The sequence below is a fragment of the Pantoea sp. EKM103V genome (genome assembly GCF_011800365.1).
In the GTDB taxonomy this organism is placed as follows: domain Bacteria; phylum Pseudomonadota; class Gammaproteobacteria; order Enterobacterales; family Enterobacteriaceae; genus Pantoea; species Pantoea anthophila.
On the sequence record NZ_JAALFQ010000018.1, the window covers coordinates 12207 to 38571 of the forward strand.

33 protein-coding genes are annotated in these 26365 nt (G+C 58.1%); 1 reads left to right on the forward strand and 32 read right to left on the reverse strand.

Annotated elements, in window-relative coordinates:
* Positions 1-116: 116 nt before the first annotated feature.
* The 31 genes from HFD97_RS21040 to HFD97_RS21190 all read right to left on the reverse strand — a co-directional run bounded on the left by HFD97_RS21040 (position 117) and on the right by HFD97_RS21190 (position 23714).
* Entirely contained in the window at positions 117-686 is a 570-nt protein-coding gene (locus HFD97_RS21040) for a hypothetical protein (RefSeq protein ID WP_167432463.1), read from the reverse strand.
* Between the two features lie 24 nt (positions 687-710).
* Positions 711-3758, reverse strand: a complete 3048-nt coding sequence (gene traG, locus HFD97_RS21045) for a conjugal transfer mating-pair stabilization protein TraG (RefSeq protein WP_167432464.1) — start codon at positions 3756-3758, stop codon at positions 711-713.
* Positions 3751-5118 carry a conjugal transfer pilus assembly protein TraH gene (gene traH, locus HFD97_RS21050; protein WP_167432465.1) on the reverse strand — a complete coding sequence of 456 codons (1368 nt, stop codon included), beginning with the start codon at positions 5116-5118 and terminating at the stop codon, positions 3751-3753. The genes traG and traH overlap by 8 nt, the downstream gene beginning before the upstream one ends.
* 134 nt (positions 5119-5252) lie before the next feature.
* On the reverse strand, positions 5253-5738 hold the full coding sequence (locus HFD97_RS21055) for an AAA family ATPase (RefSeq protein ID WP_244319836.1): 486 nt from the start codon (positions 5736-5738) through the stop codon (positions 5253-5255).
* Between the two features lie 56 nt (positions 5739-5794).
* A complete protein-coding gene (locus HFD97_RS21060) occupies positions 5795-6073 on the reverse strand; it encodes a hypothetical protein (RefSeq protein WP_167432467.1) in 279 nt (92 codons plus the stop codon).
* 31 nt (positions 6074-6104) lie between these two features.
* Positions 6105-6728, reverse strand: a complete 624-nt coding sequence (gene trbB / locus HFD97_RS21065) for an F-type conjugal transfer protein TrbB (RefSeq protein ID WP_167432468.1) — start codon at positions 6726-6728, stop codon at positions 6105-6107.
* Complete coding sequence (locus HFD97_RS21070) at positions 6718-6930, reverse strand: hypothetical protein (protein WP_167432469.1); 213 nt, start codon at positions 6928-6930, stop codon at positions 6718-6720. The genes trbB and HFD97_RS21070 overlap by 11 nt, the downstream gene beginning before the upstream one ends.
* On the reverse strand, positions 6927-7397 hold the full coding sequence (locus HFD97_RS21075) for a hypothetical protein (protein WP_167432470.1): 471 nt from the start codon (positions 7395-7397) through the stop codon (positions 6927-6929). The genes HFD97_RS21070 and HFD97_RS21075 overlap by 4 nt, the downstream gene beginning before the upstream one ends.
* 10 nt (positions 7398-7407) lie before the next feature.
* A complete protein-coding gene (traF, locus tag HFD97_RS21080; RefSeq protein ID WP_167432471.1) occupies positions 7408-8205 on the reverse strand; it encodes a type-F conjugative transfer system pilin assembly protein TraF in 798 nt (265 codons plus the stop codon).
* On the reverse strand, positions 8205-10052 hold the full coding sequence (traN, locus tag HFD97_RS21085; protein WP_167432472.1) for a type-F conjugative transfer system mating-pair stabilization protein TraN: 1848 nt from the start codon (positions 10050-10052) through the stop codon (positions 8205-8207). The genes traF and traN overlap by 1 nt, the downstream gene beginning before the upstream one ends.
* Positions 10049-10678, reverse strand: a complete 630-nt coding sequence (trbC, locus tag HFD97_RS21090; RefSeq protein ID WP_167432473.1) for a type-F conjugative transfer system pilin assembly protein TrbC — start codon at positions 10676-10678, stop codon at positions 10049-10051. The genes traN and trbC overlap by 4 nt, the downstream gene beginning before the upstream one ends.
* 9 nt (positions 10679-10687) lie before the next feature.
* Positions 10688-11680 carry a conjugal transfer pilus assembly protein TraU gene (traU, locus tag HFD97_RS21095; RefSeq protein ID WP_167432474.1) on the reverse strand — a complete coding sequence of 331 codons (993 nt, stop codon included), beginning with the start codon at positions 11678-11680 and terminating at the stop codon, positions 10688-10690.
* The gene (locus tag HFD97_RS21100) at positions 11677-12018 is read right to left on the reverse strand and encodes a hypothetical protein (RefSeq protein ID WP_167432475.1); all 342 of its coding nucleotides are present in this window, start codon (positions 12016-12018) and stop codon (positions 11677-11679) included. Before HFD97_RS21100 ends, traU begins: the two co-directional genes overlap by 4 nt.
* A gap of 166 nt (positions 12019-12184) precedes the next feature.
* Positions 12185-12565 (reverse strand): hypothetical protein, encoded by a 381-nt coding sequence (locus HFD97_RS21105; protein ID WP_167432476.1) that lies wholly within the window; start codon positions 12563-12565, stop codon positions 12185-12187.
* A 104-nt stretch (positions 12566-12669) separates the two neighbouring features.
* On the reverse strand, positions 12670-13086 hold the full coding sequence (locus tag HFD97_RS21110) for a hypothetical protein (RefSeq protein WP_167432477.1): 417 nt from the start codon (positions 13084-13086) through the stop codon (positions 12670-12672).
* Positions 13087-13330: 244 nt separating this feature from the next.
* The gene (locus HFD97_RS21115) at positions 13331-13621 is read right to left on the reverse strand and encodes a hypothetical protein (RefSeq protein ID WP_167432478.1); all 291 of its coding nucleotides are present in this window, start codon (positions 13619-13621) and stop codon (positions 13331-13333) included.
* Positions 13618-14241, reverse strand: a complete 624-nt coding sequence (gene traW / locus HFD97_RS21120; protein ID WP_167432479.1) for a type-F conjugative transfer system protein TraW — start codon at positions 14239-14241, stop codon at positions 13618-13620. Before traW ends, HFD97_RS21115 begins: the two co-directional genes overlap by 4 nt.
* Complete coding sequence (gene trbI, locus HFD97_RS21125) at positions 14238-14684, reverse strand: type-F conjugative transfer system protein TrbI (RefSeq protein WP_167432480.1); 447 nt, start codon at positions 14682-14684, stop codon at positions 14238-14240. The genes traW and trbI overlap by 4 nt, the downstream gene beginning before the upstream one ends.
* Before the next feature lie 14 nt (positions 14685-14698).
* On the reverse strand, positions 14699-17344 hold the full coding sequence (gene traC / locus HFD97_RS21130; protein ID WP_167432481.1) for a type IV secretion system protein TraC: 2646 nt from the start codon (positions 17342-17344) through the stop codon (positions 14699-14701).
* On the reverse strand, positions 17334-17561 hold the full coding sequence (locus HFD97_RS21135; RefSeq protein ID WP_167432482.1) for a hypothetical protein: 228 nt from the start codon (positions 17559-17561) through the stop codon (positions 17334-17336). Before HFD97_RS21135 ends, traC begins: the two co-directional genes overlap by 11 nt.
* A complete protein-coding gene (gene traV / locus HFD97_RS21140) occupies positions 17561-18103 on the reverse strand; it encodes a type IV conjugative transfer system lipoprotein TraV (RefSeq protein WP_167432483.1) in 543 nt (180 codons plus the stop codon). Before traV ends, HFD97_RS21135 begins: the two co-directional genes overlap by 1 nt.
* Positions 18104-18207: 104 nt before the next feature.
* On the reverse strand, positions 18208-18579 hold the full coding sequence (locus HFD97_RS21145) for a hypothetical protein (RefSeq protein WP_167432484.1): 372 nt from the start codon (positions 18577-18579) through the stop codon (positions 18208-18210).
* 12 nt (positions 18580-18591) lie between these two features.
* A complete protein-coding gene (locus HFD97_RS21150; RefSeq protein ID WP_167432457.1) occupies positions 18592-18837 on the reverse strand; it encodes a hypothetical protein in 246 nt (81 codons plus the stop codon).
* The gene (locus HFD97_RS21155) at positions 18830-19294 is read right to left on the reverse strand and encodes a hypothetical protein (protein ID WP_167432485.1); all 465 of its coding nucleotides are present in this window, start codon (positions 19292-19294) and stop codon (positions 18830-18832) included. The genes HFD97_RS21150 and HFD97_RS21155 overlap by 8 nt, the downstream gene beginning before the upstream one ends.
* Positions 19295-19309: 15 nt before the next feature.
* The gene (locus tag HFD97_RS21160; protein WP_167432486.1) at positions 19310-19717 is read right to left on the reverse strand and encodes a hypothetical protein; all 408 of its coding nucleotides are present in this window, start codon (positions 19715-19717) and stop codon (positions 19310-19312) included.
* Positions 19714-20229, reverse strand: coding sequence for a transcription/translation regulatory transformer protein RfaH (gene rfaH, locus HFD97_RS21165; RefSeq protein WP_167432487.1), 516 nt, complete (start codon positions 20227-20229; stop codon positions 19714-19716). The genes HFD97_RS21160 and rfaH overlap by 4 nt, the downstream gene beginning before the upstream one ends.
* A gap of 11 nt (positions 20230-20240) precedes the next feature.
* Positions 20241-21629 carry an F-type conjugal transfer pilus assembly protein TraB gene (gene traB / locus HFD97_RS21170; RefSeq protein ID WP_167432488.1) on the reverse strand — a complete coding sequence of 463 codons (1389 nt, stop codon included), beginning with the start codon at positions 21627-21629 and terminating at the stop codon, positions 20241-20243.
* On the reverse strand, positions 21626-22363 hold the full coding sequence (gene traK, locus HFD97_RS21175; RefSeq protein ID WP_167432489.1) for an F-type conjugal transfer protein TraK: 738 nt from the start codon (positions 22361-22363) through the stop codon (positions 21626-21628). The genes traB and traK overlap by 4 nt, the downstream gene beginning before the upstream one ends.
* A gap of 4 nt (positions 22364-22367) precedes the next feature.
* Positions 22368-22967: a TraE/TraK family type IV conjugative transfer system protein gene (locus tag HFD97_RS21180; RefSeq protein WP_167432490.1), complete on the reverse strand. Its 600-nt coding sequence runs from the start codon at positions 22965-22967 to the stop codon at positions 22368-22370.
* A gap of 44 nt (positions 22968-23011) precedes the next feature.
* The gene (traL, locus tag HFD97_RS21185; RefSeq protein ID WP_167432491.1) at positions 23012-23314 is read right to left on the reverse strand and encodes a type IV conjugative transfer system protein TraL; all 303 of its coding nucleotides are present in this window, start codon (positions 23312-23314) and stop codon (positions 23012-23014) included.
* Positions 23315-23321: 7 nt separating this feature from the next.
* Complete coding sequence (locus tag HFD97_RS21190; protein WP_167434912.1) at positions 23322-23714, reverse strand: conjugal transfer protein TraA; 393 nt, start codon at positions 23712-23714, stop codon at positions 23322-23324.
* A gap of 209 nt (positions 23715-23923) precedes the next feature.
* On the opposite strand from HFD97_RS21190, the gene HFD97_RS21195 reads away from it, so the two are divergent.
* Positions 23924-24529, forward strand: a complete 606-nt coding sequence (locus tag HFD97_RS21195; protein WP_167434913.1) for a hypothetical protein — start codon at positions 23924-23926, stop codon at positions 24527-24529.
* Between the two features lie 494 nt (positions 24530-25023).
* Here the strand turns inward: HFD97_RS21195 and HFD97_RS21200 are convergent, their stop codons facing one another.
* Entirely contained in the window at positions 25024-25419 is a 396-nt protein-coding gene (locus HFD97_RS21200) for a relaxosome protein TraM (protein WP_167432543.1), read from the reverse strand.
* Positions 25420-26365: the final 946 nt, after the last annotated feature.

Sequence of the window (26365 nt, forward strand, 5' to 3'; positions counted from 1 at the left end):
TTAAACGGAAAAAACGGGACAGGCGCGCCCCGGGGCACGCTGTTTTAAATGGGAGTTTGAAAATAACCCCCTCCGTCAGAGTGCCGGAAGGGGTATCGGCAGAAGCCGGAGGGAACTTAAATCTTTTTAATGAGGGTGCTGATTTTTTCGAGGGCAAGACCTGCGCCGAGACGATTAATTTCAGCACCAACAATCATATTAATTGCAAAGAGTAGAGCAAATTCTAGAGCCGGCACCGCAAGAGCGGCCCATGATTTAAAAACGGATAAAATCGTTGATACCAACATTAGAAGTAAGAAAACACACACGGTTCGTTTAGAAATTCTACGGAGATGACTAAGTATCAGGGAATTCCGTCGAGCCTCACTAGGAACGGCCATGTAGAGCATTAAATTGTTATATGTCATGAAGGCAAAGATAACACCAATAATCAGCGTAGGAATGACGACAGCCCATCCATCACTTAGAAAGTAAAGGGAGTATCCCTCCAGCGACGACTGTGAACCGAACAAAGACACATAGCCGATAACATCACTCATGAATGCAGCAATTAATGCCAAGGTCGGAACAAATAAACTTAATTTAAGTAGCTTTAATGATGAGGGAATTAAGCGATGTTTTGAACTCAAACTTTCCATGAGCATTGAAATATCAGCATCAATCTTAGCCATAGTTAAATTACTCATAATCCCTCACCATAAATAGTCTGATTAAGAAGCTTTTTTCTGCTCGGCTCTTAATTTCTCTAGCTTGAGCTTAAATTGTTCAGTTTCGGCATCATCGATTTTGGGCTTAGTCTGTCTGATATCTTCTTCAGTTCGACCTATCTGCTGACTTCTGACCGCACCCTGATGCTCATTTCTGAGTATATCACTGGACGTCTGAACAGTGGTTTTATTTTCGGCGATTTTACCGTCATTTTCCCTGAGAGTTTCCATAAGGCCAGATCTTTGTGCTGCGACCTGATTAGCGACATTATTCTGAATGCCGGCGCCTGCGGCCTGCTCGCTCACACGTTTTGACCCGCTACGGAAATCTTCCCTCATTTCCTGTGAAGGTGCACCGGCCGGAGCGCTGAGATTCCGCTCTCCCTGCCGCGAGCTGACTTCAGCTGCCTGCCCTTTTCTGACGACAGCATTCTGCGACGAAGCTTCAGACGTTCCACGATCGTAAACCGGCGAGCTACCCGACAGGGCCTGTCCGGAAGTCGGCGCGCCGGCCGGAAGCGTGTTTCCACTCCCGGCAGATGTCCCTGCTGCATCCAGCGATTGTGCCGGCTGCAGCGGCTCACTGTTAACCTGGTCAGTCCGTGTGCCATAGTTCCGCATGATTTCAGGCTCAAGCCGCTCATGCATAAATTCGGTGGCCGCGCCCTGCGCGCTTCTGACGTTTGTCAGGATGTTCTGGGCGTCACTGCCATATTTAGCAGTAGTCCAGTCCACAAACTCCTGATTGTAGTTGGCGTCCAGGCTGGCGCTCTGGGTCTGTGACAGCGTGGCCATGCGGCTGAATTCCTGACTGCGCGTGCTGCTCTCGGTGTACTGATGGTACTGACTCTTCGCATCGTTGAGAGTTGCTGCGAATTGCTGAGCATTTGAACTGGACTGATTATCAGTATGACTTCCCGATTCGCTTAGACGGGTCGATGTCACCATATCCATGCCCTCGCGGAAATCACGCGCCTCCTGACTGCTCTGGTCATGACGGTTGTCACGGCCCTCGGCGTGGCTGTCCTGCGTACCGTGCGAGCTGCCGGACGTGTGTCGCCAGTCAGCGCTTCCTTCCCCTCCTGCGCTGAGGCCGGTTGCCCACTTGCCAACCTTGCCGGCCAGCTGGTCACCGGAGTCAAATTTGACATATCCACGTACACCCGCACTGCCCTGATTGGTGATATCCATCAGCTGGTTGTAGGCCTGCTGTTCCGAAACATTGTGCGACTTCGCATAGTTCTCAACGGCAGACTGCATTTTGCTCGCGCCTTTAGAGACATTCGTTGCCACACTGTTGTCGCTGCCCTGCGTCATGCTGTCGCTGTTACCGCTCTGCTGCGTCAGCTGGTTCATCTGCTGGAAGCCGCTGGTCACGCTGTGGTTATAGCCATCAAGCGAACTCTGCGCCTGCTGCTGCGCCTGCCGTGCCTGCTCGGAGAACCCGCTGCTGGCGAGAGAACTGAGCCGCATGCTGACAGGCAGGTTTGATATCGCCTGACTGGTATCCACTACGGTGTGTCCGTCAGCCGTCTGTGTCATCATCGCGTTATTGCCGGTCTGGAAGCCCTGAGACCCCGAGCGGCGCAGCATATTGGTGTCAAACTTGTTGGCACTGACATTATCCATCGACATGTTGTTAAACGACCAGTTGCCGTCCGCCGTCGTGGAAGCCTGTCCGCCGGTCGCAAACGCCGCCGAACTCATCACTCCGCCAACAGCCTGTGAGGCCACTGACGCCGCGCCTTTGGTCAGGAAAAAGGCGAGCACCGGTATCGACATGCTCAGATAGCCCGCGATGTTGGCCGCGTCTGAGTGCTGCAGCGCGACCTGATCCTGACTGGCCAGCACCAGCGGCGTGGCCCCGGTCTTCGTCTGCAGATAGAAGTTGGCCAGCGAGTTAAGGATGGCGAACATCACCGGCCACATGGTGAAATAAACGAAACCGCCAGCGTACAGCTTCAGCGTTTTAAGCCCGAAGATGTCGTGATTTACCAGCGCAAGCGCGATGACCAGCGGGAACAGCGCAATCAGCACCAGCATCATCAGCGACTGGAACATCGGCAGCGTACGCGACGCTATCACGCCACCCGCGCCCCAGCTGATGCGCTGCTTGGTCATGCTGGACTCGGTGGCCAGATTCAGCAGGTTGGCCGTATCGGAAGAGCGCGCCGCAAAACCTTTCCAGCCGTCACGAATGGCCGCATTGGTGATGTTATTACGCATAATCTGCGCTGCGCTCAGGCCACCCGCATAGAAGAAGTTGTAGCTCTCATCCATCGCGTTGCCGAGCAGTGTGTCCCCACTGACGCGGCTGCCAAACACGCGCGTGGCCAGCACGTGCCAGGTTGTGCCACCGATGCGCACGTCTGCTCCAATCAGGTTTTTGACGACCGCAGCCGCCTGCTGGCAGGTGATGAACTGCCGGCCACTGCCAGTATCCTGGTACAGGCCACGCAGCGGACTCGGGTTATTCGTAATCAGCGTCAGCGGATCGCTGCTGTTCAGCAGCTGTGACACGGTGTACTTATTATTCAGCAGAATATCGCCCACCACGCAGTTTTCCACGTAGTCGGTAAGCATGCCGGCCAGCTGCGGATTCTGTGACCGGAAGTCCGTGGTCTGCGCCACAATCTGCGAACCGAACAGCATGCCGGACTTCGTATAGGTCAGCGAATCCGGGCGCGAGAAGCTGTACTCATAAAGCCGCGCCACGCCGAACTGCACTGACGTGGCCAGTCCGGCGATGAAGGCCAGGCCGGCCGGCACGTTATCGACCTGATAAACTGCCGCCGGATCTGTGACATCGAGAATCTGTATGCTGCGCTTCGGAACGAGCAGTACTGACGTAATGACAAAAAAGATGGCCAGCCAGCTGGCAAACACCATCGGATTGCGCGATTTGATGAAGCTGAAGATCACGCCCAGCACGCCAAAAAGCCCGGCGATACGTTTTAACGTGTCATAGGTGTCGCTACCGATGACGGTGACAACGCCGTTAAACACCTGACGCCACATGTCACCGCCGTAAATGGTCCAGACTTCAGTCATTGCCCGTTCCCCATTGATAGTTGCCCTGATAGGACGTCGAGATAATGGTTGATACCTGCTGCTGCAGGTACTGCATGTTGCGATCGATGCCGTCCAGCGCGTTCTGATCCGCGGTGCTCTGCAGCTTCATCTGTGCCAGTAGCGAGGTTGCAGCCAGCACGTTGTTACGCAGCTCGCCGGCGGCCTGCTCGGGGAAGTTTTTACCGGCCAGTGACTGGCTCGCCTGCTTTACGAGTTCCTGCAGGTACTGGATCATCATGTCCTGCGCGATAAAGTCGGCGACCTGTATCAGGTAGGTCGGGCTCATGCCCATGCTGCGGGAGTTGGTCAGGTATTTCAGTACCGGCACCGAGGTGGTGTTGATGAAGCCTTTCTCTCTGTCCGACAGGCCGGTATCAGCCGTGAGTTTGCTGTCGATGGAAATCATCAGGTTGCGCACCTGGGTCACCAGCGCCACGTCGCTGCTGACCGTGACGCTGGCCACCGTCGGCCCGAGGCACAGATCCTGCTCATCACAGCCGTACATCTTCGCGGTGCCGCCGCGCATCAGCACGGTAATGATGTCGCGGTTATCAACCAGCGGCGTCAGGACGGTGACCTGTCCGGCTTTATTGAAGATGATGGAGCCCACCACGCTCATCACCAGTTCCTTCAACTGGCGGTTACCGTCGAACAGGTGGTTGCGGCCCAGCGCGTCCCAGATGAGGTTTTTGTTTTTCAGCACCTGGTCCTTCATTTTATCGGACGCCCGGCCGGTGACGCTGTCACCCTGACCGCCCACGGTGCAGCCCTGACGTGACGCAGCCCAGTCGGAGAAAATGTTGCTCTCGCCGGCAATGTCCTGACAGATTTTCTGGTTCGACACCTGAGATACCGGCCACAGGCCGCCGATGATACCCTGCGCGGCCTGACAGGAGCTCATGTTGGCGGAGTTCACGTCGGATGCGAGCTTCTGCAGAAAGTCTTTAGCCTGCTTAAGCTCCGGCACCATCGTCTGCAGCGCCAGGTCAAAGGCGTAGCCCGCCGCATTACTCATTATCTGCTTAACGAAGCGCTGCAGTTCGGCCCCGTTGATATAGGAAAAGGCGCCCAGATAGGAGTCAATGCCGCCGCAGCCGGCGTTGAGTGACGGTACCTGCATCGAGATGAGCTGCACCTGTTTAACCGGGTTACGCAGATAGATGGAGCCGCCGGTAACGTAGCCTGCGGCCTGACCCTGCCATGCCTGCGCCTTTGAGACGTTGCCGTCAAAGCCGAGGCTGCCAAAGTAGCCGTTCAGGTCACCCTGCACGTCGGCCAGTGCAGGCGTGCTGATGACCAGCGCCGTCGCGGCGCCGAGAAGGAACTGCCTGAGTTTCATGTGAAGACGCTCCGAAGCAGCCAGGTATTCAGCATCAGCTGAACTGGCTGGAAGAAAATTAATGAGCAGCTGAGCCAGAATACGGGAACGGGTATTCCGTACCGCATTCACCTGTCAGTTATGGCTGGAGAGTTTTATTTAATCTGACAGAACGTGACGCAGTTGCCGGCCGGCCTGCTGTAACGAAACTCCGCGATCGTGTTTATTTCCCGTGTGAGCAGATGCCTGTCCGGGCTGTCCTTCAACAGCGGCTCCTGGGAAAAGATAAACAGGCTCACGCCCTTCTTTGTGAGCTCTCTCAGCTGGTGACTCATTGCCTCTGCAGCGACGGCCGGGAAAAAGCCATCCAGGATGATGACCGCTTTGTCACTGGTCTGTAGCCTCGCCACAATTTCATTTAATCCCGCTTCATATTCGTCTGACGTCAGCAGTTCATAGCTGAAATAGTCGCCGTCAAGACGCGCTGCAAGCTCGCGCCCGACCACCGACTTACCGGTGCCTGTCCATCCCTGCACGTAAAGATGCCCTTTACGTGCCTGATACAACCCGGTCAGCTTTTTTACGTGTTCTTCGGCGTTCAGCCACAGCAGTTTTTCAGGCGATAGCCCGGCGTTCGTCATATAAGTCATGTTTCATTCCGTTGGTTCAGGGTAAGTAAGGTGTGTTCCTGCGGGTATCAGAAAGCGTTACGGTCGGCCATAAATCCGTGCCGGCGCAGGGTGATGCTGACCAGCACGCCGCAGCCGAAGCCACCGGCAAGGGAAAACAGGAACAGCAGCGGATAAAGCTGCAGACCGCTGAGCACCAGCGCGTCAGAACCGTAAGTCATGCCGTCCAGACGGCCGGCAATTTCGCAGGCGAGCCAGGCATACAGGCCGGCGGCGGCCAGCAGCGAGGCGCAGACAAGCAGCAGCGCTGTCTCCAGCCGGGAGAGCGTTAACGTTTTTTCAGTCATGGGTATTCCGTCGGCGGCACAGCCGCCCGTATTACTGCGGGGTCAGTGAGGCACTGCTCGGGACCGGACCCAGCGTGTCCGGCGGGAGGTTATCGATATCGGCTTCGATCATCTGCGCCAGTCGCTGGCTCATGGTGCCCATGTCCGTCTCCCCCTGAAACAGCGGGTAGGCCACGTTGGTGTTTACGTTGACCATAAAGGTGGTCGGCGTGGCGATGGGCAGCCCGTTGCCGAAGAAGGTCAGGATCTCACCGGCTATCGGCTCATTCGGTCCCGCCTTGCGCGGGATAAGCGCCACCGGAAAAGCCGCATCTCCATAGCCATCAAGGCTGTAGGGGTACACCTTTATCCCTTCCTCATCAGCCCAGGACTTCAATAGCGGGTCGAACTTTGCGCTGTACTGACAGCCGCGCTGCATAAAAACCACCACTGCATAATCGTTCAGGTTCACCTGACGTCCGTCGGTCAGGGTCATCATTCTGGGCGGCTTCGCTGGCACCGCACGCACCGGGCGCGTCCCGGGCAGGCCAAAATCCGGCAGCTGCGCACCGTGCTGCCCCTTCGCCTGCTCCAGCGCAGCAATGTCCGAGGCCACCGACGCCTGTGCGAATACCGGCAGCGTCAGCAGTACCGTCAGCAGCACGTTAAGCCTCATGATGGCCTCCCCGGCCGCCGCGCGACCTCCGCCAGGCAATCAGCTCCGCGATGAGGCCCAGCGCAACCAGAACCAGACAGGCTACCGAGACGCCGGCAAGCACGTCGTACGTGAAGCTGACTGACCACGTTAGCAGCTGGCGCAGGCAGTTAAAAATGATGCCAGTCATAAACAGCGTAATAATGAGAGGAAGTCTGTTCATACGTTTTCTCCATTTACCCGGCGGCGGAAATGTCTCACCACCAGGCCCGATAAGACGGAAAGCACCACGCCAGCCTTATAGAGGAACAGCAGCGTGTCATTAGTCTGCGAAGCCCACGCATCGCGGCTCACCGCGGCCTTTACGCACATGGCTGTCGGGGGTGCAGGCCTGATATCACTGCTGACCGGTACGGCCTTATCCCGTGATGTGTCAGAAACCGGCGGCCAGGTCTCCACGGGCATGGCCTGCGATACGCAGCCCCACAACTGTCCCGCAGGGGCGTCGCGCACCAGAGCTTCGGCCTCATTCAGCAGCCACTGTCCGGCGCCTCCCGAACCGTGTGCACTGAGCAGGAACAGCAGAAAAAACAGCAGCGCCGGATGGATAACCAGCGTCTGCAGCAGAAAGTTGCCTGCCCGATTCGTAGCACGCAGCCGCCCGTGCCAGACCGGAGAAAGAGTCAGCATGATCATGTCCTCAGAAGTTAGGTTTAAAGCCGGTGGCCACATTGAGAAAGCGCTTCGCCAGGTCGTCCTGCGTCATAAAGCCGTAGGCGAGCGGCCGGAAGCTTTTTGACTTCGGGTCAACCAGGAACAGCGCCGGATAGTGCGTAATTCCCATGCGCGCGCTCTGGCCGGCGTCCGGCCGGCTGTCGGGCACCTGCGGCGACACCGTGCCGTCCACGCTGACCGGTATCAGTGATATGTGCCGCAGGCGGGCAAAGTCCGCCACCACGCCGGCCATCTGTGCATCAATCGGGTCACCGCCGCGGTAGAAGTAGAAGAGCCCGTACTGGCCGGCAAGCTGGCTGATGGCCTGCGTCTGCTCCTGCTGGTCCCGTGCCTGCTGCAGCGGCGCTGTGCTGTTGTAGTGCGGATGGTCAAGGTTGTAGTCGAGATCCGGATGGTCAAGCTGCGCCACGGCAAAGGACTGGCTGAACATCGAGGCCCGGTCGGTCCAGAACTTCTGCCAGCGAAGGAACGTGGCGGTATGCTCTGCAGACGGATGGAGGATGGCGTTGTTCAGCGCCTCCTTTGTGTACTCCTTAAGTACGTCCGCCTGCTCTGACGGTGACAGCCTGCTGAAGTCCGGCACCTGCGGCGCGGGCTGCGCTTTTGGTGCCGGCGGGTCCGGCTTTTTCTTCGGCTCGTTGTACCAGTGCCAGCCGGTAAACGGGTCGGCCGGCGTCACCACCGCGTCAGCAGCCGGCGCATCGTCCGCCACCGCCTGTCCGGCGCACATAACCATCATCAGGCTAATCAGCAGCCGCTTCATTATTTACCTCCTGTCTGCGCGTTAACCTGTGCAGCTATGCGGTCCTTTGCCTGTTGGATCATCGTCGCTGAGTCAGGGATTTTCTGATTGGCCATCAGGTCGCTGTAGAAGTCCTGGAAGTTAATCAGATCAAAGTTAATGGCCTGCAGTTCAGGAACCGTAATGCCGCGACAGTTCGGTGAGTCACCGCTGCCAAAGCTGACGTGCAGCTGATCGCGGCGCCCCTGCTCCTGGATAATGCGGGCGAGCTTGCCGCCGAACACGCAATAGGCCTGCTTCTTCTGCACGCACACTCCCAGCACGGCCTTATTGCAGGCTTCGCCGACCAGAACGGTGACCTTTTTAGCCTTCGCTTTACCGATGGCCATTTCGTCACTGTTGCAGTTGGCCAGCCCCGAACTGTTCCCCCAGCCGGTATCAACGCAGCAGTTTGAGAAGCCGGCCATCGCCTTGCGGCAGTAGAGCGCCTGTCCGGTAAAGGCCTTGATATCTATCTGATCGCCGTTCTTGACGTCATCGCCGGCGGAGGCCAGACCGGCAAGCTTGGCCACGGCGGTATCAAAGCCACTGTCGCCGGCACCGTCAGTGCCGTCACAGTCGCCGCTCTGACAGAGATACTGTCCGCCGCACAGCAGGCCCTGCGAGCTGTAAGTGGTCTGGCACTGGTAGGTATCCTGCTCATGCATGCACGTTCCGCCTTCCGCCTCGGTACAGCCGCGGCCGGCAATGGTGCAGTTGCGGTCAGACATCAGCTGAGCGCAGTTACCGGTGGAGTTCACCGGCACGATGTAGCTGTCCTGGTACTGCCAGCAGCCCTGCGTCTGGGTATAGGTCTGGCCGTCGGAGGTAACAGAGCGGGAGCCGCCCGGGTCGGTGCAGACGCTGCCGGTGCTGGCAGTGGCCTGTGATTTGTCAAAGCTGCAGCTTTCGGACCACGTCGTGTCGGCCTTTTTGTCCGATACGGTCACGTTAAACGTTACGTCGAGGTGGAACAGGGTGGTGCCGTCATTGATGTACTTAATAAGCGTATTGATGGTGGCATCAATACGTGAGCCATCAGGGGTAATCACGGCAGAGTAAACCTGCCCCGCGTTAACCTGCAGCCCCGCGATACCCAGACTGTCCGCTGCCTTCTTACCGTAACGGAGCGTGACGTTATTGTTCAGAATCGAGGTGACGTAATTGGCCCCCGAGTTGTAGGACGGGGCCGGGGTATAAACCAGCTGCGTGGTGCCGCTGACGAGCGTGGCCGTTTCAGGAAAAGTAAAATCTACTATGACCTGTTTACCCGAGCGCCGTGCGTTTTTGAGCAGCATATTCATCGTCCGGGTTTCCGTGTGGCTTGAGCCCGTGACGATGACGCTGCCGGTGCGGGCACAGGTCTGGACCTGCGCCACGTCCCTGTCGCAGGTGAAGTTTTCAAATACTGACTTCGACACGACTTTCGCGGTGCACTGGCTGTTGGTACCGTCCACGATGGAGCCGCTGTTCGCCTCCGCATTCTTGCCGTTCCGGATAAAGTCGGCGTTAGGATCAATGGTCACGGCCGGGTTCTTCGTTGAAGAGTCCGTAACGGCCTGCCCCGCTTCGTTACTTCCAATCTGGGTCTGTCCCTTATCCTTTATCCCGCCGTCCCCGCCCTGCACGCCGCCGTAATACCCCCCCTGCGGAGGACTGGCGGTGTAGCCCGGGATCACTGACGCCGGGTCGGTCCCCTTCGCCGCAGCGGTGCCCTGCCCCTTATTTGAGCCGGCATATCCCGCACCCGCGTTGTAAGCGTCACTCGTCGCATCAGCGAATGCGCCGGACGCCATCAGACATAAAGAAAGCAGCAGGGCACGCTTCATTTCGTACCCTCCGCATCCTGCAGCAGCTGCGCGGCCGTACTGCCACAGTCACCGCGCTGCTTAACCTCTTCGAGCGCCTGCCTGACCGGCAGGCTGCCGTAGATGACGTCCGACTGACTGCCACAGGTGACGACGAGCGCCGGCACGGCCCTGATGTTGTATTTCTCATACAGGGTCGGGTCGATCTGCACCCCGGCCTGCTTATCTTTTTTAGACAGTTCAAACATCGTCTCAGCGGTCTGACGGAAGTCGTTGTTCAGCAGGCCGCGCAGCGTGGCCGGTATGCCGAAGCGGCGGGCGTCCGCAAGCATCGGCAGCAGCCCCTCCTCCGGGATACCCAGGCTCACGAAATACACGGCCCGCGGTGCGGGGCTGGCGGCGCTGTTCTGATCCGCCTGCGAGGCGGCAATTTCGTTCTGCAGCTGCGAGACCCGTTCCTGCTGCGCATCCGGCAGCGTGATATTCATGCCCTTCAGCTGGCTTTTAAACAGCTCCAGGTCGCGCTGCTGCTGCTTCATGTACGCCATGTCATTACCTGACACGACCGGCTGCTCTGCGGCATTCGCCATTTCTGCGCAAAGAAGCGCGGCGCCTGCAAGCAGCGCCGAAATCAGAGGTTGTTTCATGGTGAGTCCTTACAGATAAACGCAGTTACGCTTTCGCCACATGAGGTAGCCGAAGTTCTTTTTCGTCGCCGGTGAGTTGTGTACCGAGCCCCAGAGCTGGGTCGTGGTGCCGAACGGGTGGCAGTCATTAGGTTCGGGGTACATATTCACCATCTGATAACGCCAGCGTGATTTCGGAATGATTGGGGACGGATACTGGTAGCACACAGCCACGTCCGCCCCGACCGTCTCCATCACCAGCCCCTCCCGGTGCAGCTTGAAGGCCATGCGCTCACTGACAAGCAGCGAGGCTTCCAGCGGTGAAAACTCATTACTGGTGAAGCCCGTAAACGGATACATCGAACCCTGTGCGCCGGCGCACCAGAACAGCGGGTCCAGCGGCACGCCCGCCGTGGAGGCAATCGAGTCCGCCGCACAGGCGCCCTGCGCCAGCAGGTTATTGAACAATGCCACTTCCGGGTTCAGGATCATGGCCAGCGTGCTGTCGTTCCACAGCGGGTCAACCTCAGACAGGTAAGCAATGTCCATGTCACCGGTCTGCATGCACCCCGTACTGGTGATGATGTTGAGCCAGTAGATCAGCGGATATTTGTACCAGTGAACGTGATAGAAGCTGCCGGGAGTGGGTGAGTCGCTCTGCCCGCCGCGTCCGGCACCGGTGCGGCCGAGGTTAATTTTAAAGCCGCCCATGTTCACCATGACGCCGGGTTCGCGCGTTACGTCGGTCAGCGCCAGCGGCTCCCAGAAGCCAATGGCCAGACCCAGCCGGTAGAAAATACCGTACGGACACATCTGAATCGGCGAGGCCGGGTTCGGGGTGTCCGGATGTGCGCCTGATGCGAGCTGTATGCTGCCCAGCGACATCGGGAACAGACACTTCCAGCAGACGTCGCTGATGGGGTTTACCCAGCGTCCGTCGCCGGCGTTGCTGGTCGCTGCCATGACAGGCTTCGCCATAAAACCTGCCGTGAGCAGGCAGATTATGAGGAGTAAACGTTTCATGAGCCTCTGACCTCTGTTTTACTGCGGAGCCAGACGCATACCGGGCCGTCGTCTGTGTCGTGAATGCTGCCGGTAAACCAGCCTGCGTCCGCGGGCCCGGACGGCTCCCAGCGGCTGCAGTCACCGGTCCTCCGGAAGGCCTGCATCATCCAGTCCGGCGCGTCGTTTTCCATCCAGGTGAAGGCGGCCGCCAGGTTATGTGCGGTAAGCCAGGCCTCAAACTCGCCGGGCTGCGGATATTCATTGCCGTCAGCGGGCACAAAAAATTCAGGATGCGTCCAGCCGCCCCAGCGATCGCGCACGACCGGCTGAGCCGATATTTCAGCAGGGTGTGTCATAGGGTGAGATTCCGTAAAGACGGCAGCGGAACTGCCGGGGTCAGACGTTAAACGGGCCTGCCTGCGGGGTGCAGGCTGAGGCGTACCGCAGCAGCGCGAGGAACGAACAGCCTGCGCACTGCGGGCAGAAAAGGCATTCAGGTGGCCGCAGCCACCCGGGGAGGATTTAATTCACCGCGCGGCACAGCCTGCCGGCGATAGTGTCGAGCTCGCGGTCATAGCTGGCACGCTCGGCCGCACTCAGAAAGCCCTGCTGCTTTACGTAGCCGTCAGTATCTTTTCTGACCCGGTCTGCCTGCTGCCACAGCTGTTCAGACTGCGCTTCCGTCAGGTGACGCGCCTTGCGGGCGTTACCGATATCGGCCTGCAGCACGTTTACGCGCACCGATACGTGCGCCTGAAGCGGGTCTTTAATACTTCCGCCGGTTTCCCCCTTCACGTCATGCTGAGCCTTTACGTCGCATGACGGCCACTCCTGTATAAATGACGAAGCGGCTGCAGCATGGCCGCCCGCCAGCAGTAAAAGGCCGAATGTCAGTTTTTTCATTGCCTGTATCCCTTTGTGTGAGTATTCACGCGCAGAATTATAGACCAGCCGCTGTGAGCCACGGCCCCGGGCCACTGTGAACCGTCACTGCATCCCGCAGGACGTTATCCTGTCGTCTCAGGACCGTGTTCACCTCTGACAATGTACCAGCCGGCCGCCTCTGCTCCCCGCAGACAGCAATCAGTCCAGCTGCCGGTATAGTCATCCTGTTCGGCATCGCGCAGCATCGCCTCAGCAGCGTCGTCACTCAGGCGCGGATTCAGATAGCGGGACCGCGCCTTTACGATGGCCACACCTACCCGGGCCCGGACTGCATAAGGCAGCGGAACCTTTGACCGCGGCCCGGTGCGAAGCGCAAAGCCTTCCGCCTCCAGCGCGCCGCGAAATGCTGCCAGCATGCACTGCCAGTAGTAGCTGTTCGCCTCATCAGCTGCCAGTTTTGCCATCTCGCGACTGCCAAACGGTGCCGGAGATGATGAGACAAAAGCCACGCGCATCGTGTCCGGCCGCTCAGGTTTCATTTTCCTTCCTGAACGGATAAGCACGATGGCCATCGCGATGAGGACAATAAAACCACCCACAGCCGGCAGGCCTGATGTAAACGCGCTGATGCTCTCGGGTGCCAGTGAGATTTCGGCACGACAGGCAGGCGGAACAGGATCAGTCCATACCGGTTGTATCACCGGCTCAGCGTGCAGCTGAACGGGTGCGCCCTCGGATGACGGTGCAGAATACTGCCAGTCATTTACGAGTCTCTGCACAAGATCAGCCTGCATGCGCGCCCTCCCCTTCAGGTGCCGGCTGCATGCCGTGGCGTCGCATGATTTCACCCACGTCCTTATCGGTCAGGGAAGCCAGCACGATTTCCGACCGGACCTCTCCGCTGCACGCCATCAGCGTCTGCAGCGCGGCGCGCAGGATCACCGACTCTGAATAAAGCGGAAACTCGGCGGTCATGCGGCGAAGCCCGGCTTTGTCGTCATCGTCCAGGCGTACCTGGGCGTTATGACGCTTTACTTTATGAGGCGCGGTCTGCCCCTGTGTGCTGTGACTCATTTCAGTGCCACCTCCTCTACCCGGAGCATTCTGTCCGCGCGCGTGATGCGCACAGGTGTGTGCTCAAAGCCGAATTTAGTTGTTAACGTACCGTACTGGTCGAAGTACACCGGCTCGTCCAGCGCGATGCTACTGTCGTGCACGTTGCCCTTCACCAGAATGACCTTAAAGTTCTGCTGTCCCGCGAGCTGTGGCTTCAGCCACACCATCTGCTGCGGATTGTCACCGTCCACGAAGTACAGCGTCTCGCTGAAGGCGACTTTATCCAGCGGATTAACCCTGTCGCCTGCCCGGGCGATGACGTTGCCGCGCATGTCGCGGATGGTTTCCCGCACCGTAAAGGTCGGGTCATACAGGAACGCGCGGTCCGTTTTCGCCGGCGTCAGCCCGGCCACCGGAGCCGGACGAACCGCATGGGCTTTCACCCGGGCCTCCGCCTCACGCTGCAGGCGGTCCATCTCGCCGCTGTCCTCCATGCCCTTAAGGCGCTGACCGATAAAGGTCAGCAGGTCCGGCTCGGAGATCGGGAACAGGTGGCCGATGGTGCCGAGCTCTTTCGCCTGCACGGGCTGAGCAACCACTGCAGCGAGCAGAACAACCGCTGTGGCGAGTTGCCTCATGGCGCCACCTGCATCTGCCGGGCAATATCAGCCTGAATGACCGGGGTAATATCGGTGACGCCGGCAACCACCGCGCCCTTCACCAGGATGACGCCGCCGTGTGCGGCCTGCCAGTCAGACAGGCTGGCGTCCAGCGCGGCGCCAAAGCGCTTCGTCAGCGTCTCCAGCGCCCCCTTTTCCACCGGCTGCTGTGCCGTCTGCTGCCGGAACGTGTCGATGGTGCCTTTCATGTCAAACACCACGTAATCGGGCTGTACGCCCCTGGCAACCAGCGCACTGACGGCGGCGCTGAGCGCGATGACCAGCGCGGCGAACGCCGCCAGCCGGACGCTGCGGCTGCGCATCAGTCGCGCAGCCGCTGTATCGCGAGTGCCGTCACTCACCCCGATGTTATCCGCGTTTTCTGTCGCCACCTGCTGAGGCGGCTGTCTTTCTTCCTGCATCGTTTAATCCTCTTTTAAGCAGTGGTCAGGCCCGCCCAGCGCTCCAGCTCCTGCATCTCGGCCTGGTACATGTGCGGCTCGCAGGCCAGCAGGTAGGCAGCCTCTTCGCTGGTCGCCCCGGCCTTCTGCGCCTCCGTCATGTACTGATAGTCTTCCCCGCGGGTGCTGAACATGGCGCGCGTGACCGGGTCAACAAAGACGCGGTGGAACGAGCTGTTTTCGCCCGTGGAAATCATGACCGAGCTGAAGCCGGTATCGCGCGCAGGCTGGAAGCCACGGATGACCTGCGTTTCAACCTCACTGAACTGATCCGGGTTGGAATTGAGGTAGGTTTTGAAGGCCTTCGCCTCCTGCAACAGGGTCACTTTGGTGCCCGAACAGTCCCATGCCGCCGCCGCAGCCGGCGGTGCCGCCTGGTCTTTGGTGCCGGTAAAGTCCTTGATGCCCTGCGTGATGGTGATGAATGCCCCGCGATGGCGGCGAACCGTGCGGTAGCCGGTTTCGATAAAGCGGGCTGCGTGCGGGTTAGAGCCGCTGAACAGGCGCCAGGCCTCATCGATAATGGCGACCTTCTTCAGGCTGCGCGGCGAGTGGTACATCTTTTCCTGAATCGCCAGAATCAGTGAGTACAGGATGGCAGAGAGCAGGTGCGGCTGGTTCTCCAGGCTCAGCAGTTCCAGTACAGCAAAGCGCGTGTCGCCGTCGAGCGTCGGCTTATCCGAGTTGAAGTAGTCGCCGTTGGCTCCCCACGTGCACCAGCGGTCCAGCAGCAGCACCAGCTCGTTGATGCGGTTCATGATGGTCGGCTGCTGGCCGTATTCCTCTTTCACCGCCGCCGACTTCATATACAGCACCACGTCATCAATACGCGCGGTATTCTGCTTCGCCTCGTATGCCGCCACCACCCCTTTGAGCAGGATGGTTTCGCTGACCTTATCCAGCGGTTCGTTAGGACTGGCCAGAACGGTCAGCAGGCCCTGAATGCCCTCGGCGGACTCTTTAATGTCCCGCACGTTGGCGAACGGATTAAAGCGCAGCGTCGCGCCATCCAGATAGGCCCCGCCCGCCTGCCGGCAGAAGTTCTTATAGCTGCCCCCCATATCGATAACCCAGCCGAAGCCGCCGGCGTTCAGCACCTGTCGCAGGATTTCCTGTATGAAGAAGCTTTTACCTGCGCCGGTGGTGCCGGTCACCGCGATGTTAAAGTTCGTGGACCCGTTGCTCTCGCTGAACATGTCAAAAAAGGCCAGCGCGTTGCGATAGGTCGGCAGCGGGCTGCCCGATGCCGCCATCTGCCGCTCGGCCACGACCGGCATGAGGTTGACGGCGTTGAAGCTCTTGCAGCGCAGGGTGGCATTCATGTGCTTCATGTCGTCCCACAGCCCTTCCTGCATCACAAACGGCAGCGAGGTCATCCAGTTGCGCAGCTGCTGATAGCGGGGGGCGGACATTTCCAGGTCATTTTTGCGGAACACGTTGATGGCAGAGAGTTCACAGCGCTGCTGTTCGCTGTCGCTGTCGGGCGTGAACAGCGTCAGGTTGAGGTTAAAACTGCACATGGCAATTTCGTTGCTGGCAAGTCCCATACGCAGGTCGCGCCACTCCTCATAGGTACGCTGCGTATTGGGAAACAGCTTGCCGTAGGAAGAGTTAGCCTTCTTGCCCATGTCCTGCTCTTTGCGGAACGCCTCGTTCTGACTGCTCACCTGCTCCTCCACGCAGATGGTCCAGCTCAGCAGGAACGGACAGGGGATACCTAAATCCGGGAAGCGCATGTTCTGCAGGTTGTCCGCCGCCTGCCACAGTGCAAACTGCTTTGGCACCTTCGTCAGCTGCATGTTCACGATGCGCGTGCTGACCACCGCTTTATCGCCGCTGTCGCTGACCGCCCGGTCACCCTGCTGCCGCGCAGTGGTCAGCTTCAGGTGATCCGGATGAACCTCCATTTCGGTACTGGTGTCCACGCACTGGCGGTGCAGCTCCTGCTCCGGGTTCCAGTGCTCGCTGCCGGCACTGACCTGTCCCGGCCGGTAATTCAGCTGCTCGCGAATAACCGACAAAAACTCATTCGGCCCCACGCGGCGCGTGTCCATGTGGGCGGCCAGCATCGATACGCGGAGCGTTTCACGTACCTGCGCCACCGCGTCCATCGACCTGATGCCGCCGGTGCCGGGGTGTGCATACACCAGGAACACGCGGTAGTTACGCAGGTACAGCGGGTACTCGCGCTCGTTGGCCAGCCCCTTCAGCGCCGACCGCTCCCAGAAGGCTTTGGTGATGGCATTGAGGCGCGGCGCCATGTCACCCTTCCACATGTCCCGGCTTAGCCCGTTCTCCAGCATGTCGCCCACGCACTTGCTGGCCACCATCAGCACCGTGACCGGCGTTTTACGGGGCAGCTTTTTGCGCAGCAGGTCATCGAGCGCCTGTACCACCTGCTGATTCGCGCCGGCAAGCGGCGCCACCTCCATAATGAAGCCGACCGAGCGGCTGTTGATGAACAGCTCAGACTTCTCATCAAATTCGCGCCACGGCAGCAGGGTTGTCAGCGACGGATAGCTGAAGCTCTCCTGCAGCCTCTGGCGCGCCTGCTTTGCGCCGCCCTCATCCCGGCTGCTGCTGAAAATACCGGTGAGGTGATCGATAACGTTATTGAGCATGCTGGCCTCCGGCGCGCTCTGTTTTCAGCACGGCCTTTATCAGGGCAGGGAAGAGTGCGGACTTTCCGGTACCCGGCGTACTGTGCGCAAAGACGTGTCCGTAACCGGGCGCATCCGCGAACATCAGCCCGGGCCGGACCCGGTGATGCAGCGCTGCAGCGGACGATGCGGATGCCGGCCGTTCATGCGCGCTGCTGAATGAAAAACGCTTTTTCATTACTCCCCCTCGCTGATTACGCGAAAGTCTTCATCCCAGCGGGACTTCTCTTTCACAAACTCAACCACGGCAGGCTGATGAAAGCTGTCCTGCTCATCCACCCAGGGCGCAATCCACAGGCGCTGCGTCGCATCCGGGATGCGGCGGGCGTCAACCTGCCCCGGTCCGCTGTAATCGCCCGGGACCACTGTACCGGTCGCACCGGTACGGACCGGCACAGTGGAAGCCCGCAGGCTGTCTGCAGACTCGCCCTGCCCCTTAACCGTAAGCGGCGCAAGTGTTGCCACGCTTACCGGGCGGTAAGGGCTGACGGCGGGCTTCACGTTGCCGGGCGTCGCCAGCGCCTCAGCGGCAGGCTTTGGGCCGGCCTCCTTAGCTGCCGTCAGGTCGTCCAGGCTCTGGTGCTTTGATGCCAGCCTGCTGGCATCGGACATCGACAGGCACTGGTCGGTCGCGGTCTTGTTACAGTCAAAATCAGAGTTCATGCCGGCGCAGCCGGTCAGCGCAGCGCACAGCAGTGCGCACGCAAAAAGTTTCTGCATGGTGGAATCCTCAGTGGCGGGCGGGCCGCAATGGGTCAGGGAGATAAACGTGCGGGTCAATCGGGTGGTGCAGGTTGCCCTGGTGAAGGCACTAAAAAACGGGTTCAGCCGGTATGTTTACCTTCCATGAAGGCGTTGACCGTCTGCAGGTCCTTAAGCGCATCCTCGCTCATAACGGGAGAGCTGCTGGCAGCGGGTATGTTTTTCACCGGCGATTTTGTACGTACCCAGACGTCTGCGCGCGGTGTACCCGGTGATACCTGATGAATGACATCAGCGATGTACGCCGCCAGTTGATCAATCGTGACGCCTGCGAGCACGGGCAGATGCCCGGAATTCTCAGCCATCGGGCGTACTGCCGCATCCGGCACCGGTCGGGTGTTAAACCTTTCAAGCCGGAACAGCATATTCCCGGCAGGGTGAGAGACGCGGATGAATAACGCATCCGGCTCCGGTGTCTTTTTATCCTGAATCATCAGAAACCTCTGTTACGCTGAAGAGCGTGTTACGTCACCTGAGCCGGCGACGGAATCAGGTGCGCTGGCAGAGAACACCGTGCGGCATACGGCATCAGGCGCGGTACTGTCAGACGCCAGACGCTGACGGACCATATCGATTTCGGTCAGCATAGCGGCCAGCTGGCAGCTGCTCGCCTGTGCCTGCCAGGCGCGCCGGTAACGAAGCCGCAGCGCACAGAGCCGGATATGCTGTTCACGCTGGCTGTGTTCAGTCATCTTCACTTACCCCTTCTTCAGGCTGACGTTCAGTAAAGGCAAAATCACGCCGGGCGGGTTTAAACACGGCACCGGTCTCTTTTTCAAGCCAGAGCTCGAGTACGGGTACCTCAATAAAACCGGCCTCTTTAACTACCTGCTGCAGCTCGTGCCAGGCAGGAAGGTCAAGAGGCGTGTACGCCTCAAGCCTGATAGCTATCAGGTCCTGCCAGTTCAGCGGCTCCCGCAGGCGTCTGATAACCGCCGCTGCAGCAACAAATACGGGTATAACCAGTGCCGCGCCCGCCCACTCTGAGCCTGCTGCGTATTCACGCCAGAGCAAAGCAAACGCCGTACTGGCAAGCACGCTGGTCGCCAGCGTGCCGCCATACGGCAGATGGCGCCCCTTCCAGCAGGCCACCAGGTATCGTATCTGGGACAGTTTCCGGCGACGCGTCTTCCTGGCTGTTAACATCATGCGACTGACTCCTTTTCAGAATCTGAAGTTGAGCAGGGTGAAAATCAGCGTAAAAAAGTACGCGATACCGGTCGTTAAGCCTGCAAAAAACAGGATGTCTTTTGGGCCGGCTACCGGCACTGCCCAGAACCACACGCCCCAGACAAGATAAAACGCCGCCAGCACCAGCCAGCAAGTTGCCATCACCCCGAAGGTTATGCCCGCCATTTGCCTGAAAATGTAAGCCAGCAGAACAATAACGGGAGACGTGAACAGGACCAGCCGCCAGACCTGCCAGCCCGGGAAGCCCGGGAAACCGGGCAGCCCCTCACGCATCGTCAGAGCGGATACGGTCAGGTTCGCCGCCAGCGTGACGGCAATCAGAACCACAAAAAGGTGATCTCTGTTATCAGGATGACGCCAGCGTTTAATCAGCGCCTTCATGCTGCCTCCTGCCCGCGGGTGATGATGTGAAAGCGCATGTGGCTTTCAACAGGCACACGGACCTGCCGGTTCATCAGCGTCAGCAGCAGGATAGCCCGCTTCGTGCCGTCAGGTTCGCACCACACCGCCTCAAGTCCTTCAAACGCGCCATCCTCAATCATGATGCGGTCTCCGTTACACGGTGCGTCCGTTGTCAGCGGCGCACCTTCCCATCCCTGCGCCAGCAGTTTAATGACGTCGTCTGGCACCACGCAGGGCAGGCCGCCGAAGCTGATGAGCGTGGAGATCCCGCGCGTACCTTTGATGGCAGTGGTATGCACCACCTCCGGATCGAAGCGCACAAACAGATAGCCGGGAAAAAGCGGCTGCGGCGTAACAGCCCGGACCCTGCCATTACGCAGCCTTACCTGTGAAAATTCCGGCAGCAGGCAGGTGACGCCCTGTTCTTCCAGCTGCTGCTGCGCTCGTTTTTCCTGGGCGTATCGTGTCTGTGCCACATACCATTGCATCATTATTAATTCCTCTACTGTGGGATGGTGTCGCCGAGGCGCAGCTGGCTGGCCTGACGCAGAACTTCGTCAGGATTCAGAACAGGCGCACTGCCATTACTGCTGCTGACTGCCGGTGCAGTTGCTGAGGCCTGCTGCACGGCGGCCTGCGGGGCCTCCTGCTTCGCCTTTTCAGCTTCGGCATCCTCAATCGTTTCCAGACGGAAGCCATCCTGGAACACCACCGTCACCGCGTTGCCGGCACCGATATCAATCACCGGGTGATACTGTTCGGCGCGCTTAATCCAGTACTGACTCAGCGTGTCCGCCGCCTTGCTGGCCCCACCACCGAAGCCCTGCTTAAAGATGTCACCGGCGCCCACCGAGGCGCTGCCACCCAGCCCGACCGTAGGCGTGGCGGCGGATTGTATTCCTTCACCGAAGCCTGACATCAGCCCGGCAGCACCGGCGTATCCGACAATTACACCATTACGCATTACCGGTTTGCCGCGAATCCCCTGTTTACCCTGGTAAGCAACGTGCCCTTTAAACGGCATATCGATGTGTTTACCGTTCTTCAGGATGCAGCTGATGTTTCTGGTACGGACTTCGCCACGTTCACTGGAGATGTCACCCCAGATTTCTCCGGTAACGCGGCACTGGTCCATGCTGTACGTTTTACCGTTTGGCATAGAAACATCGCCAATCAGCGTAATAACCACTGCGGCAGTGTTCTGCTGGCCGGTCACGCTGGCATTAGCGTCAGCACCTTCAATCATGACTGCCTCAGAAAAGGAGCCTGAGGGTATCCAGGGAAGCTTTGTCTTTTTATCGGTAAGCGCAGCGTAGGTGAAGGTATCGCGGCTCAGACCGCCAGGACGCACCGTACCGGCGCCGGGATAGAAGGCCTGCCCCTGTGGCGGGTAAAACTTCCCGCCCTGCCCGGCTGCCGGTCCGCTGCCCGGACTGTTGATGCTCCACTGCGCCGGACCGGACTGCCCGGCGGAGACCGGTGCATTAACAGGAGTGGTTCCGGCCGCCGGTGTGGTAGCGGCAGGACCGTTTGCCGGCCGGCCCGCCTGCTGCGTCTGCAGCTGACTGATTGCGTCTGCCATCGTGTTGAGCTTCTTCTGCAGCTCCTCATTCTGGCTTTTCAGCGTGCCGGTAAGCGTGCCGAGATCGCGCTCAAGGCCGGCGGTCTTGTTCTGCTGCTGTTGCAGCGCGGCGGTGGCCACCCCTTCGGTAAAGGACGTATTCACCAGGCTTCCTGTAAGGTTCGGTGCCGCCTTTGGCGCGGGCCGGTTCAGCTCGGCCTGATGGTGTGAGTACGCCCAGATGCCCCCGCCGGTGGCCAACATGACCGCGGCGGCCACGCCGGCAATCACCCACTGGCGCCGGCGCGTGGCGGTGTTGATGTTGCTCATGACCCGCCCTCCGCGTCAGTGGAGAAAATCACCCACACGAAGCCTTCGCCGTTTGCATACAGGGTGCGGGTTGAGAGCATTACCGCCCGCACGCCCTTCTGCCAGAACTGTTTTTCACTCAGCGACCGCGTCACGTAGCCGGTGTTTTTCATGCGGTATCGCATTACCTGCAGGTGGGAGCCGGCAAGCTGGCGCTCAGGTGTCAGCAGCACGCCCGCAGGCGGGTTATACGCGGGACCGCGCGAGGCCTTTACCTCGGTGTAATTCTCCGGCACCCCGCCGCTGACAATGCTGCGCGCAACGCTTACCAGCGTTTTCTGGAAGGGCTGACTCTCCTCCCACAACTTCGCGTCCGGGTTGGGCTTAAGTGGCACATCCGCCGGTATCAGGTGCAGCGTGCGGCCATTACCGGGTTTGGGTGACACGTCGATCGAAACGCCTACGCCGCCGGCCGTTTCCAGGAAGATGGTGAAGTCCTGACCGGTCTGTGGCGTAATCAGCAGCGCGCCGTCGGCGGTGTTGCTTTTGAGGTAGGCATTTTCCGGACCGGTGATGCCGGTAATCAGCTCGCCGTCGATAATGATTTTGTTAGGACTGGTATTACTCATCTGCGCCTTAAGATGCGCATTATTCTCAAACGGGGTCCCGGCCGGGCCGGGTACGGCGGCCTGCCCGGCGGCAGGCAGCAGCGCCAGCGCGCCGGCAACGGCCAGGGCGGAAAGGGTCTTTTTCATCGGTTCAGTCCTGTTGCGGGCGGCGTTCAGGTTGAGTCCAGGGCACCTCGGGGAAGGCCGTCAGGCGGATAAGGCCGTCCACGTAGTGCACGCTGAGCCGGTAGGCTTTACTGGCATCCGGAAGCGAAATGTTCAGGTTACCGTTCGTGGTGCTCGCGCTCAGCGTGCCCTGCACGGTGATGTCACCGGTGGTGGAGTCGGTGATTTCGTCATCGATGCGGAACACGGAAGAAACGCCATTGTTTTTGATGTACTCAGCTTCGGCGGCGAGCTGCTTTTTCATGTCGTCGCGGTACTCAGCGGGAACGAAGCGCAGCAGGGCGGCATGCTGGCTGTCCACGGTTTCAGGCGTGACGGAAAGGCGGAGGTTGACGAAAGAGCGCACCAGCATGCCGTTTAAGGCCGCGTCTCCGGAGGCGGAATCGGAGATGAACGGGCGGTCAAACATCATCGGGGTGGTCAGGGTCTTCTGCTTTTTTGCAAAGTGCCACGCCAGCGCGCCGGTGACGACGTTGCTGACGGCGAGAATAAACACGAGCAGCGAAAGTGCGCACAGGGCCAGAATAATTACCCGGTTGCGCCCCTCCCGGACCTGATACTTCATAGCGTTATCCTTTTAATAAGCGCCATCCGGAGATGGCGCGTGGGTTACTGCATCCAGTGCCGGTTGCCCGAATCGGGCACGCGGCGGAACTGCAGCCGGAGCAGCGCGGTCGGCAGGTACCAGTAAAGAAGGTTCATGAGCCACCAGGTGCCCTGCCCCTTCTTCAGATGGCGGACTAACAGCCAGAGCGCGCCGGCCACAATCAGCATCACGATGAACATGTCGCTGAAAAAACCGATGACGCCGCACGCAATGATGAGTACGGCCTCCTCTGTGGGGAGTCCGGCTAAACGTTTCTGCTGATTGAGGGTTTCCGGGAACTGGTACTGAAGCGATTCCCTGTCCATGACGGGATTAGCCGGCGAGGCTGAAGAAGACGCGGGTGATAACGATGAGGAACGGAATGCCGCCGACCAGAATCATCGGGTTACGCACCTTGATGTAGGCGCCCACGGAAAGAATGATTTCAGCGATGTACAGCCCCCACTCCACGGTACTGCCATGACCGAACGTGTCTTTGGCATCCTGCTTCTGCGTGGCCAGCAGGTCAGTAGCTCCTGCAAAATGCGGCAGCGTAAAGACGGCAATGGCAAGGCAGGCCAGCATAACGTTCGTGCGGTAACGGTGAATCAGGGTAAAGGCGCGTCGTGCGATGCCGATAAGTCCCTGTGCCGCCGTTCCGCTGCGCGGCGGGCAGGCTTCCGCAGACCCCTGCACCGGTGCAGGGTGTGACGTGACAACTTTCATGTGTAAAACCCTCAATTTGAGTTAAAGAAATGTCAGTGTGCGTAAACAGACGTAACGCGCCGTAAGTGTACATTTTCTCAAAAAAAAAAAATCTGTGACGCATGTCACATTTTTAAGGGCTCTCATGCATTTTTTTAGGATTAATCCTTAAATGCGGTGGCGTACGCTTGCTGCCTGTCCGGTTGAACTCCTGAAGGCGGTTCTGAAGCATGAAAGTGAAAGAGAATATGGGCGACGGTCGCGGCCGTCCGAGGAAATATGCCAGAGGGGAAATGCAGTACCGGAAATTATGGCTGCCGGAAAATCTTCTGATGGAGCTGCGCGTGGCTGCACGCGTCAGGCGATATACCACCAACGATGAAATTATCAGCCGGCTTATTGCGTCGATGCACTTCTCGCCACGCAGGCACATTATAAAAACGGACGAGGGTCAGCGGCTGGTTGCGCTTGCGAGGATGTTTGACGAGTTTATTCAGTCCAGACTGGATGTTATCCGTGAAGAATATCAGCCGGATGAATCGGTGCGTGCGGAAAAGAAACCGTTCGTTCCGGGAAAGAATCGTGCATTTAGCAGCAGCTTTCCCGAAAATCTGCGACGGGATATGGAAATCAGCGCCCGCTTTAACCGCCGGAGCATGAATATGGAAATACAGGAACGCCTGCTGGACTCACTGAATTATTTAACGGAGCAGCAGCTGCCGGAAAATGAAGAGGTCAGGCGACTGCGGGAGCTGGCGATATTATTTGACGAGTTCATTCTGGAAAAGGTTGTTGTGGCGGAAAATCCATTGTCAGATAAAAAACCGGAGACGTGAGTCAGATAACTGACCCCTTACGCGGTTATAAAAACAGTTTCAGATAACACTTCTTTTTCACTTCACAGCAAAGGTTCGCGTATCGTTACAGCTGTACGGGTCATCCGGCCCGTACAGCGCTGGCGAAACCTGCCCTGAAAACAAATGAATAAAACATATATATAAATAAACGAGCCAGCAGAATGGTTCGGTTCACGCATGAAAGTTATTCTGAAAAAGAACCTCCAGCCCTGCACAAATTGAAATATAACTGCCGCGGTGCAGCCTCTGCTGTTATGCGCTGCTCAGCTGGTGATATCACATCCACAACGACAGCTTAAGGAGTGAATAACAGACAGGCTGAGATATTACTCTGTGTAAAGTCAGTGGACTGAGTAACGTTACCAGAAAGAATAAACCGGACGTGACACTGACAGGGGGGGGTGCTGAGACTGAAGTGACGCCGGTAATAAATTATTCAGTTGTAATTTATTGCCGGCAAAGTAACGGGTCAGTTAATTCTGTTCTTCTTTAATAAAATGTTTACTCTCAGCTTTATCCTCTGCGGTGCTCATTCCCGTCAGGTTCTGGTCAATCATTTCCTCAAGCGCCTGCGGCCCGGACTCACCGCGGATATGCAGATACATTTCCGTCAGCATCGCCATCATGATGCTGGTCCCTTCGCGCGTGCCTGCAACGCGACGTATTAAGTCGCGGTTAAATTCCTCTGTATCAAACTTATTTCCTTCACCCTGATGTTTCTTGACCATCAGACCGATTCCCACCAGTTCATTCACCACAGAGGAGAAGTTAACCTCACCGTGGGTTGCCCCGTTCTGCAGCTCTATCTGCACCAGCTCCTGAACTTCTCTTTCGGTTTTTTCTTTGAAGTAAATGTTTCTGCGCGCCATTCCCGTATTCCCTGTAAGACAGAGTATATTTTACCCTGCCTTTTTGATTTATTTAATAAATATTGCCTGTGCGGCACCAGCAGTACTGCCGCATTCAGATAAGATTGCCCTTCCTGTATTATTTACCCCGGTTTCAGTGTGTGTCAATCCGGCACCGTTCATTTAATCCGGGTGGTGTGTTAATCAGGCACTCCACCTCACTTCTGTGTGTGTCAATCCGGCACTTTGCACACTTTTCATACGAATATCGCGACTTCGGTCTGTGAACTATGTGTGTCAATCCGGCACCGTACCGGCTTTTGATGTGTGTCAATCCGGCACTACAGGCCTTTTTCATGTGTGTTAATCCGGCACTGCACACGGACATACCATGTATAACACACTGTTTTTAATCAATAGCCACAATCAGCACACACCACAGTGCCGTTTGCAGTGCCGGATTAACACACAATCAGGCACTGCACTAACACACAATCAGGCACCCCAATAACACACAATCAGGCACTGCAAAGTGTGTTAATTAACACACAATTTTTATCATACAGATAAAAAACAGCTAAAAATTAACATTAAACCAATGATTTTAAACAACTAAACTGCAAGATTACATCTTGCGTGGGGTGTGATGTAATTTTACCTGTGAAGAGCGGCTTGTTAATTACCCTGTCTTCCTGAATTATTTACATTCCCGATGCGGTTCAGCACCTGTCCGTCAGCGCACTGTGCGCGTCTGTAACGAATTATCTTGCAAGTGATGATCTGAGCGCGTATTTTTCACCCGAACCCGCCTGGCGCATTACGCGCACGCACGTGAGATTATCAGAATGAAATGGTCAGCTATCTTCGGGCTTGCCGCTGTATTCAGCGCGCAGGCCGCGCCGGAAATGTGTTTCACAAAGGCCGGTCAGGATTTCGGTATTGATCCGCGTCTGCTGATGGCGCATTC

Bases quoted from the DNA above. Each gene is read 5' to 3' on its own strand.
- trbC (WP_167432473.1), bottom strand. From the start codon at position 10,678: ATGAAACAACCTCTGATTTCGGCGCTGCTTGCAGGCGCCGCGCTTCTT.
- traW (WP_167432479.1), bottom strand. From the start codon at position 14,241: ATGAGGCAACTCGCCACAGCGGTTGTTCTGCTCGCTGCAGTGGTTGCT.
- traN (WP_167432472.1), bottom strand. From the start codon at position 10,052: ATGAAGCGTGCCCTGCTGCTTTCTTTATGTCTGATGGCGTCCGGCGCA.
- HFD97_RS21070 (WP_167432469.1), bottom strand. From the start codon at position 6,930: ATGAACAGACTTCCTCTCATTATTACGCTGTTTATGACTGGCATCATT.
- HFD97_RS21160 (WP_167432486.1), bottom strand. From the start codon at position 19,717: ATGAAGGCGCTGATTAAACGCTGGCGTCATCCTGATAACAGAGATCAC.
- trbI (WP_167432480.1), bottom strand. From the start codon at position 14,684: ATGCAGGAAGAAAGACAGCCGCCTCAGCAGGTGGCGACAGAAAACGCG.
- traH (WP_167432465.1), bottom strand. From the start codon at position 5,118: ATGAAACTCAGGCAGTTCCTTCTCGGCGCCGCGACGGCGCTGGTCATC.
- traV (WP_167432483.1), bottom strand. From the start codon at position 18,103: ATGCAGAAACTTTTTGCGTGCGCACTGCTGTGCGCTGCGCTGACCGGC.
- traG (WP_167432464.1), bottom strand. From the start codon at position 3,758: ATGACTGAAGTCTGGACCATTTACGGCGGTGACATGTGGCGTCAGGTG.
- HFD97_RS21155 (WP_167432485.1), bottom strand. From the start codon at position 19,294: ATGATGTTAACAGCCAGGAAGACGCGTCGCCGGAAACTGTCCCAGATA.
- HFD97_RS21150 (WP_167432457.1), bottom strand. From the start codon at position 18,837: ATGACTGAACACAGCCAGCGTGAACAGCATATCCGGCTCTGTGCGCTG.
- rfaH (WP_167432487.1), bottom strand. From the start codon at position 20,229: ATGATGCAATGGTATGTGGCACAGACACGATACGCCCAGGAAAAACGA.
- traF (WP_167432471.1), bottom strand. From the start codon at position 8,205: ATGAAGCGGCTGCTGATTAGCCTGATGATGGTTATGTGCGCCGGACAG.
- HFD97_RS21040 (WP_167432463.1), bottom strand. From the start codon at position 686: ATGAGTAATTTAACTATGGCTAAGATTGATGCTGATATTTCAATGCTC.
- HFD97_RS21055 (WP_244319836.1), bottom strand. From the start codon at position 5,738: ATGACGAACGCCGGGCTATCGCCTGAAAAACTGCTGTGGCTGAACGCC.
- HFD97_RS21075 (WP_167432470.1), bottom strand. From the start codon at position 7,397: ATGCTGACTCTTTCTCCGGTCTGGCACGGGCGGCTGCGTGCTACGAAT.
- HFD97_RS21145 (WP_167432484.1), bottom strand. From the start codon at position 18,579: ATGATTCAGGATAAAAAGACACCGGAGCCGGATGCGTTATTCATCCGC.
- HFD97_RS21195 (WP_167434913.1), top strand. From the start codon at position 23,924: ATGAAAGTGAAAGAGAATATGGGCGACGGTCGCGGCCGTCCGAGGAAA.
- trbB (WP_167432468.1), bottom strand. From the start codon at position 6,728: ATGAGGCTTAACGTGCTGCTGACGGTACTGCTGACGCTGCCGGTATTC.
- traK (WP_167432489.1), bottom strand. From the start codon at position 22,363: ATGAAAAAGACCCTTTCCGCCCTGGCCGTTGCCGGCGCGCTGGCGCTG.
- traL (WP_167432491.1), bottom strand. From the start codon at position 23,314: ATGGACAGGGAATCGCTTCAGTACCAGTTCCCGGAAACCCTCAATCAG.
- HFD97_RS21190 (WP_167434912.1), bottom strand. From the start codon at position 23,714: ATGAAAGTTGTCACGTCACACCCTGCACCGGTGCAGGGGTCTGCGGAA.
- HFD97_RS21110 (WP_167432477.1), bottom strand. From the start codon at position 13,086: ATGAAACCTGAGCGGCCGGACACGATGCGCGTGGCTTTTGTCTCATCA.
- HFD97_RS21105 (WP_167432476.1), bottom strand. From the start codon at position 12,565: ATGAAAAAACTGACATTCGGCCTTTTACTGCTGGCGGGCGGCCATGCT.
- HFD97_RS21060 (WP_167432467.1), bottom strand. From the start codon at position 6,073: ATGACTGAAAAAACGTTAACGCTCTCCCGGCTGGAGACAGCGCTGCTG.
- HFD97_RS21200 (WP_167432543.1), bottom strand. From the start codon at position 25,419: ATGGCGCGCAGAAACATTTACTTCAAAGAAAAAACCGAAAGAGAAGTT.
- traC (WP_167432481.1), bottom strand. From the start codon at position 17,344: ATGCTCAATAACGTTATCGATCACCTCACCGGTATTTTCAGCAGCAGC.
- traB (WP_167432488.1), bottom strand. From the start codon at position 21,629: ATGAGCAACATCAACACCGCCACGCGCCGGCGCCAGTGGGTGATTGCC.
- HFD97_RS21100 (WP_167432475.1), bottom strand. From the start codon at position 12,018: ATGACACACCCTGCTGAAATATCGGCTCAGCCGGTCGTGCGCGATCGC.
- HFD97_RS21115 (WP_167432478.1), bottom strand. From the start codon at position 13,621: ATGAGTCACAGCACACAGGGGCAGACCGCGCCTCATAAAGTAAAGCGT.
- HFD97_RS21135 (WP_167432482.1), bottom strand. From the start codon at position 17,561: ATGAAAAAGCGTTTTTCATTCAGCAGCGCGCATGAACGGCCGGCATCC.
- traU (WP_167432474.1), bottom strand. From the start codon at position 11,680: ATGAAACGTTTACTCCTCATAATCTGCCTGCTCACGGCAGGTTTTATG.
- HFD97_RS21180 (WP_167432490.1), bottom strand. From the start codon at position 22,967: ATGAAGTATCAGGTCCGGGAGGGGCGCAACCGGGTAATTATTCTGGCC.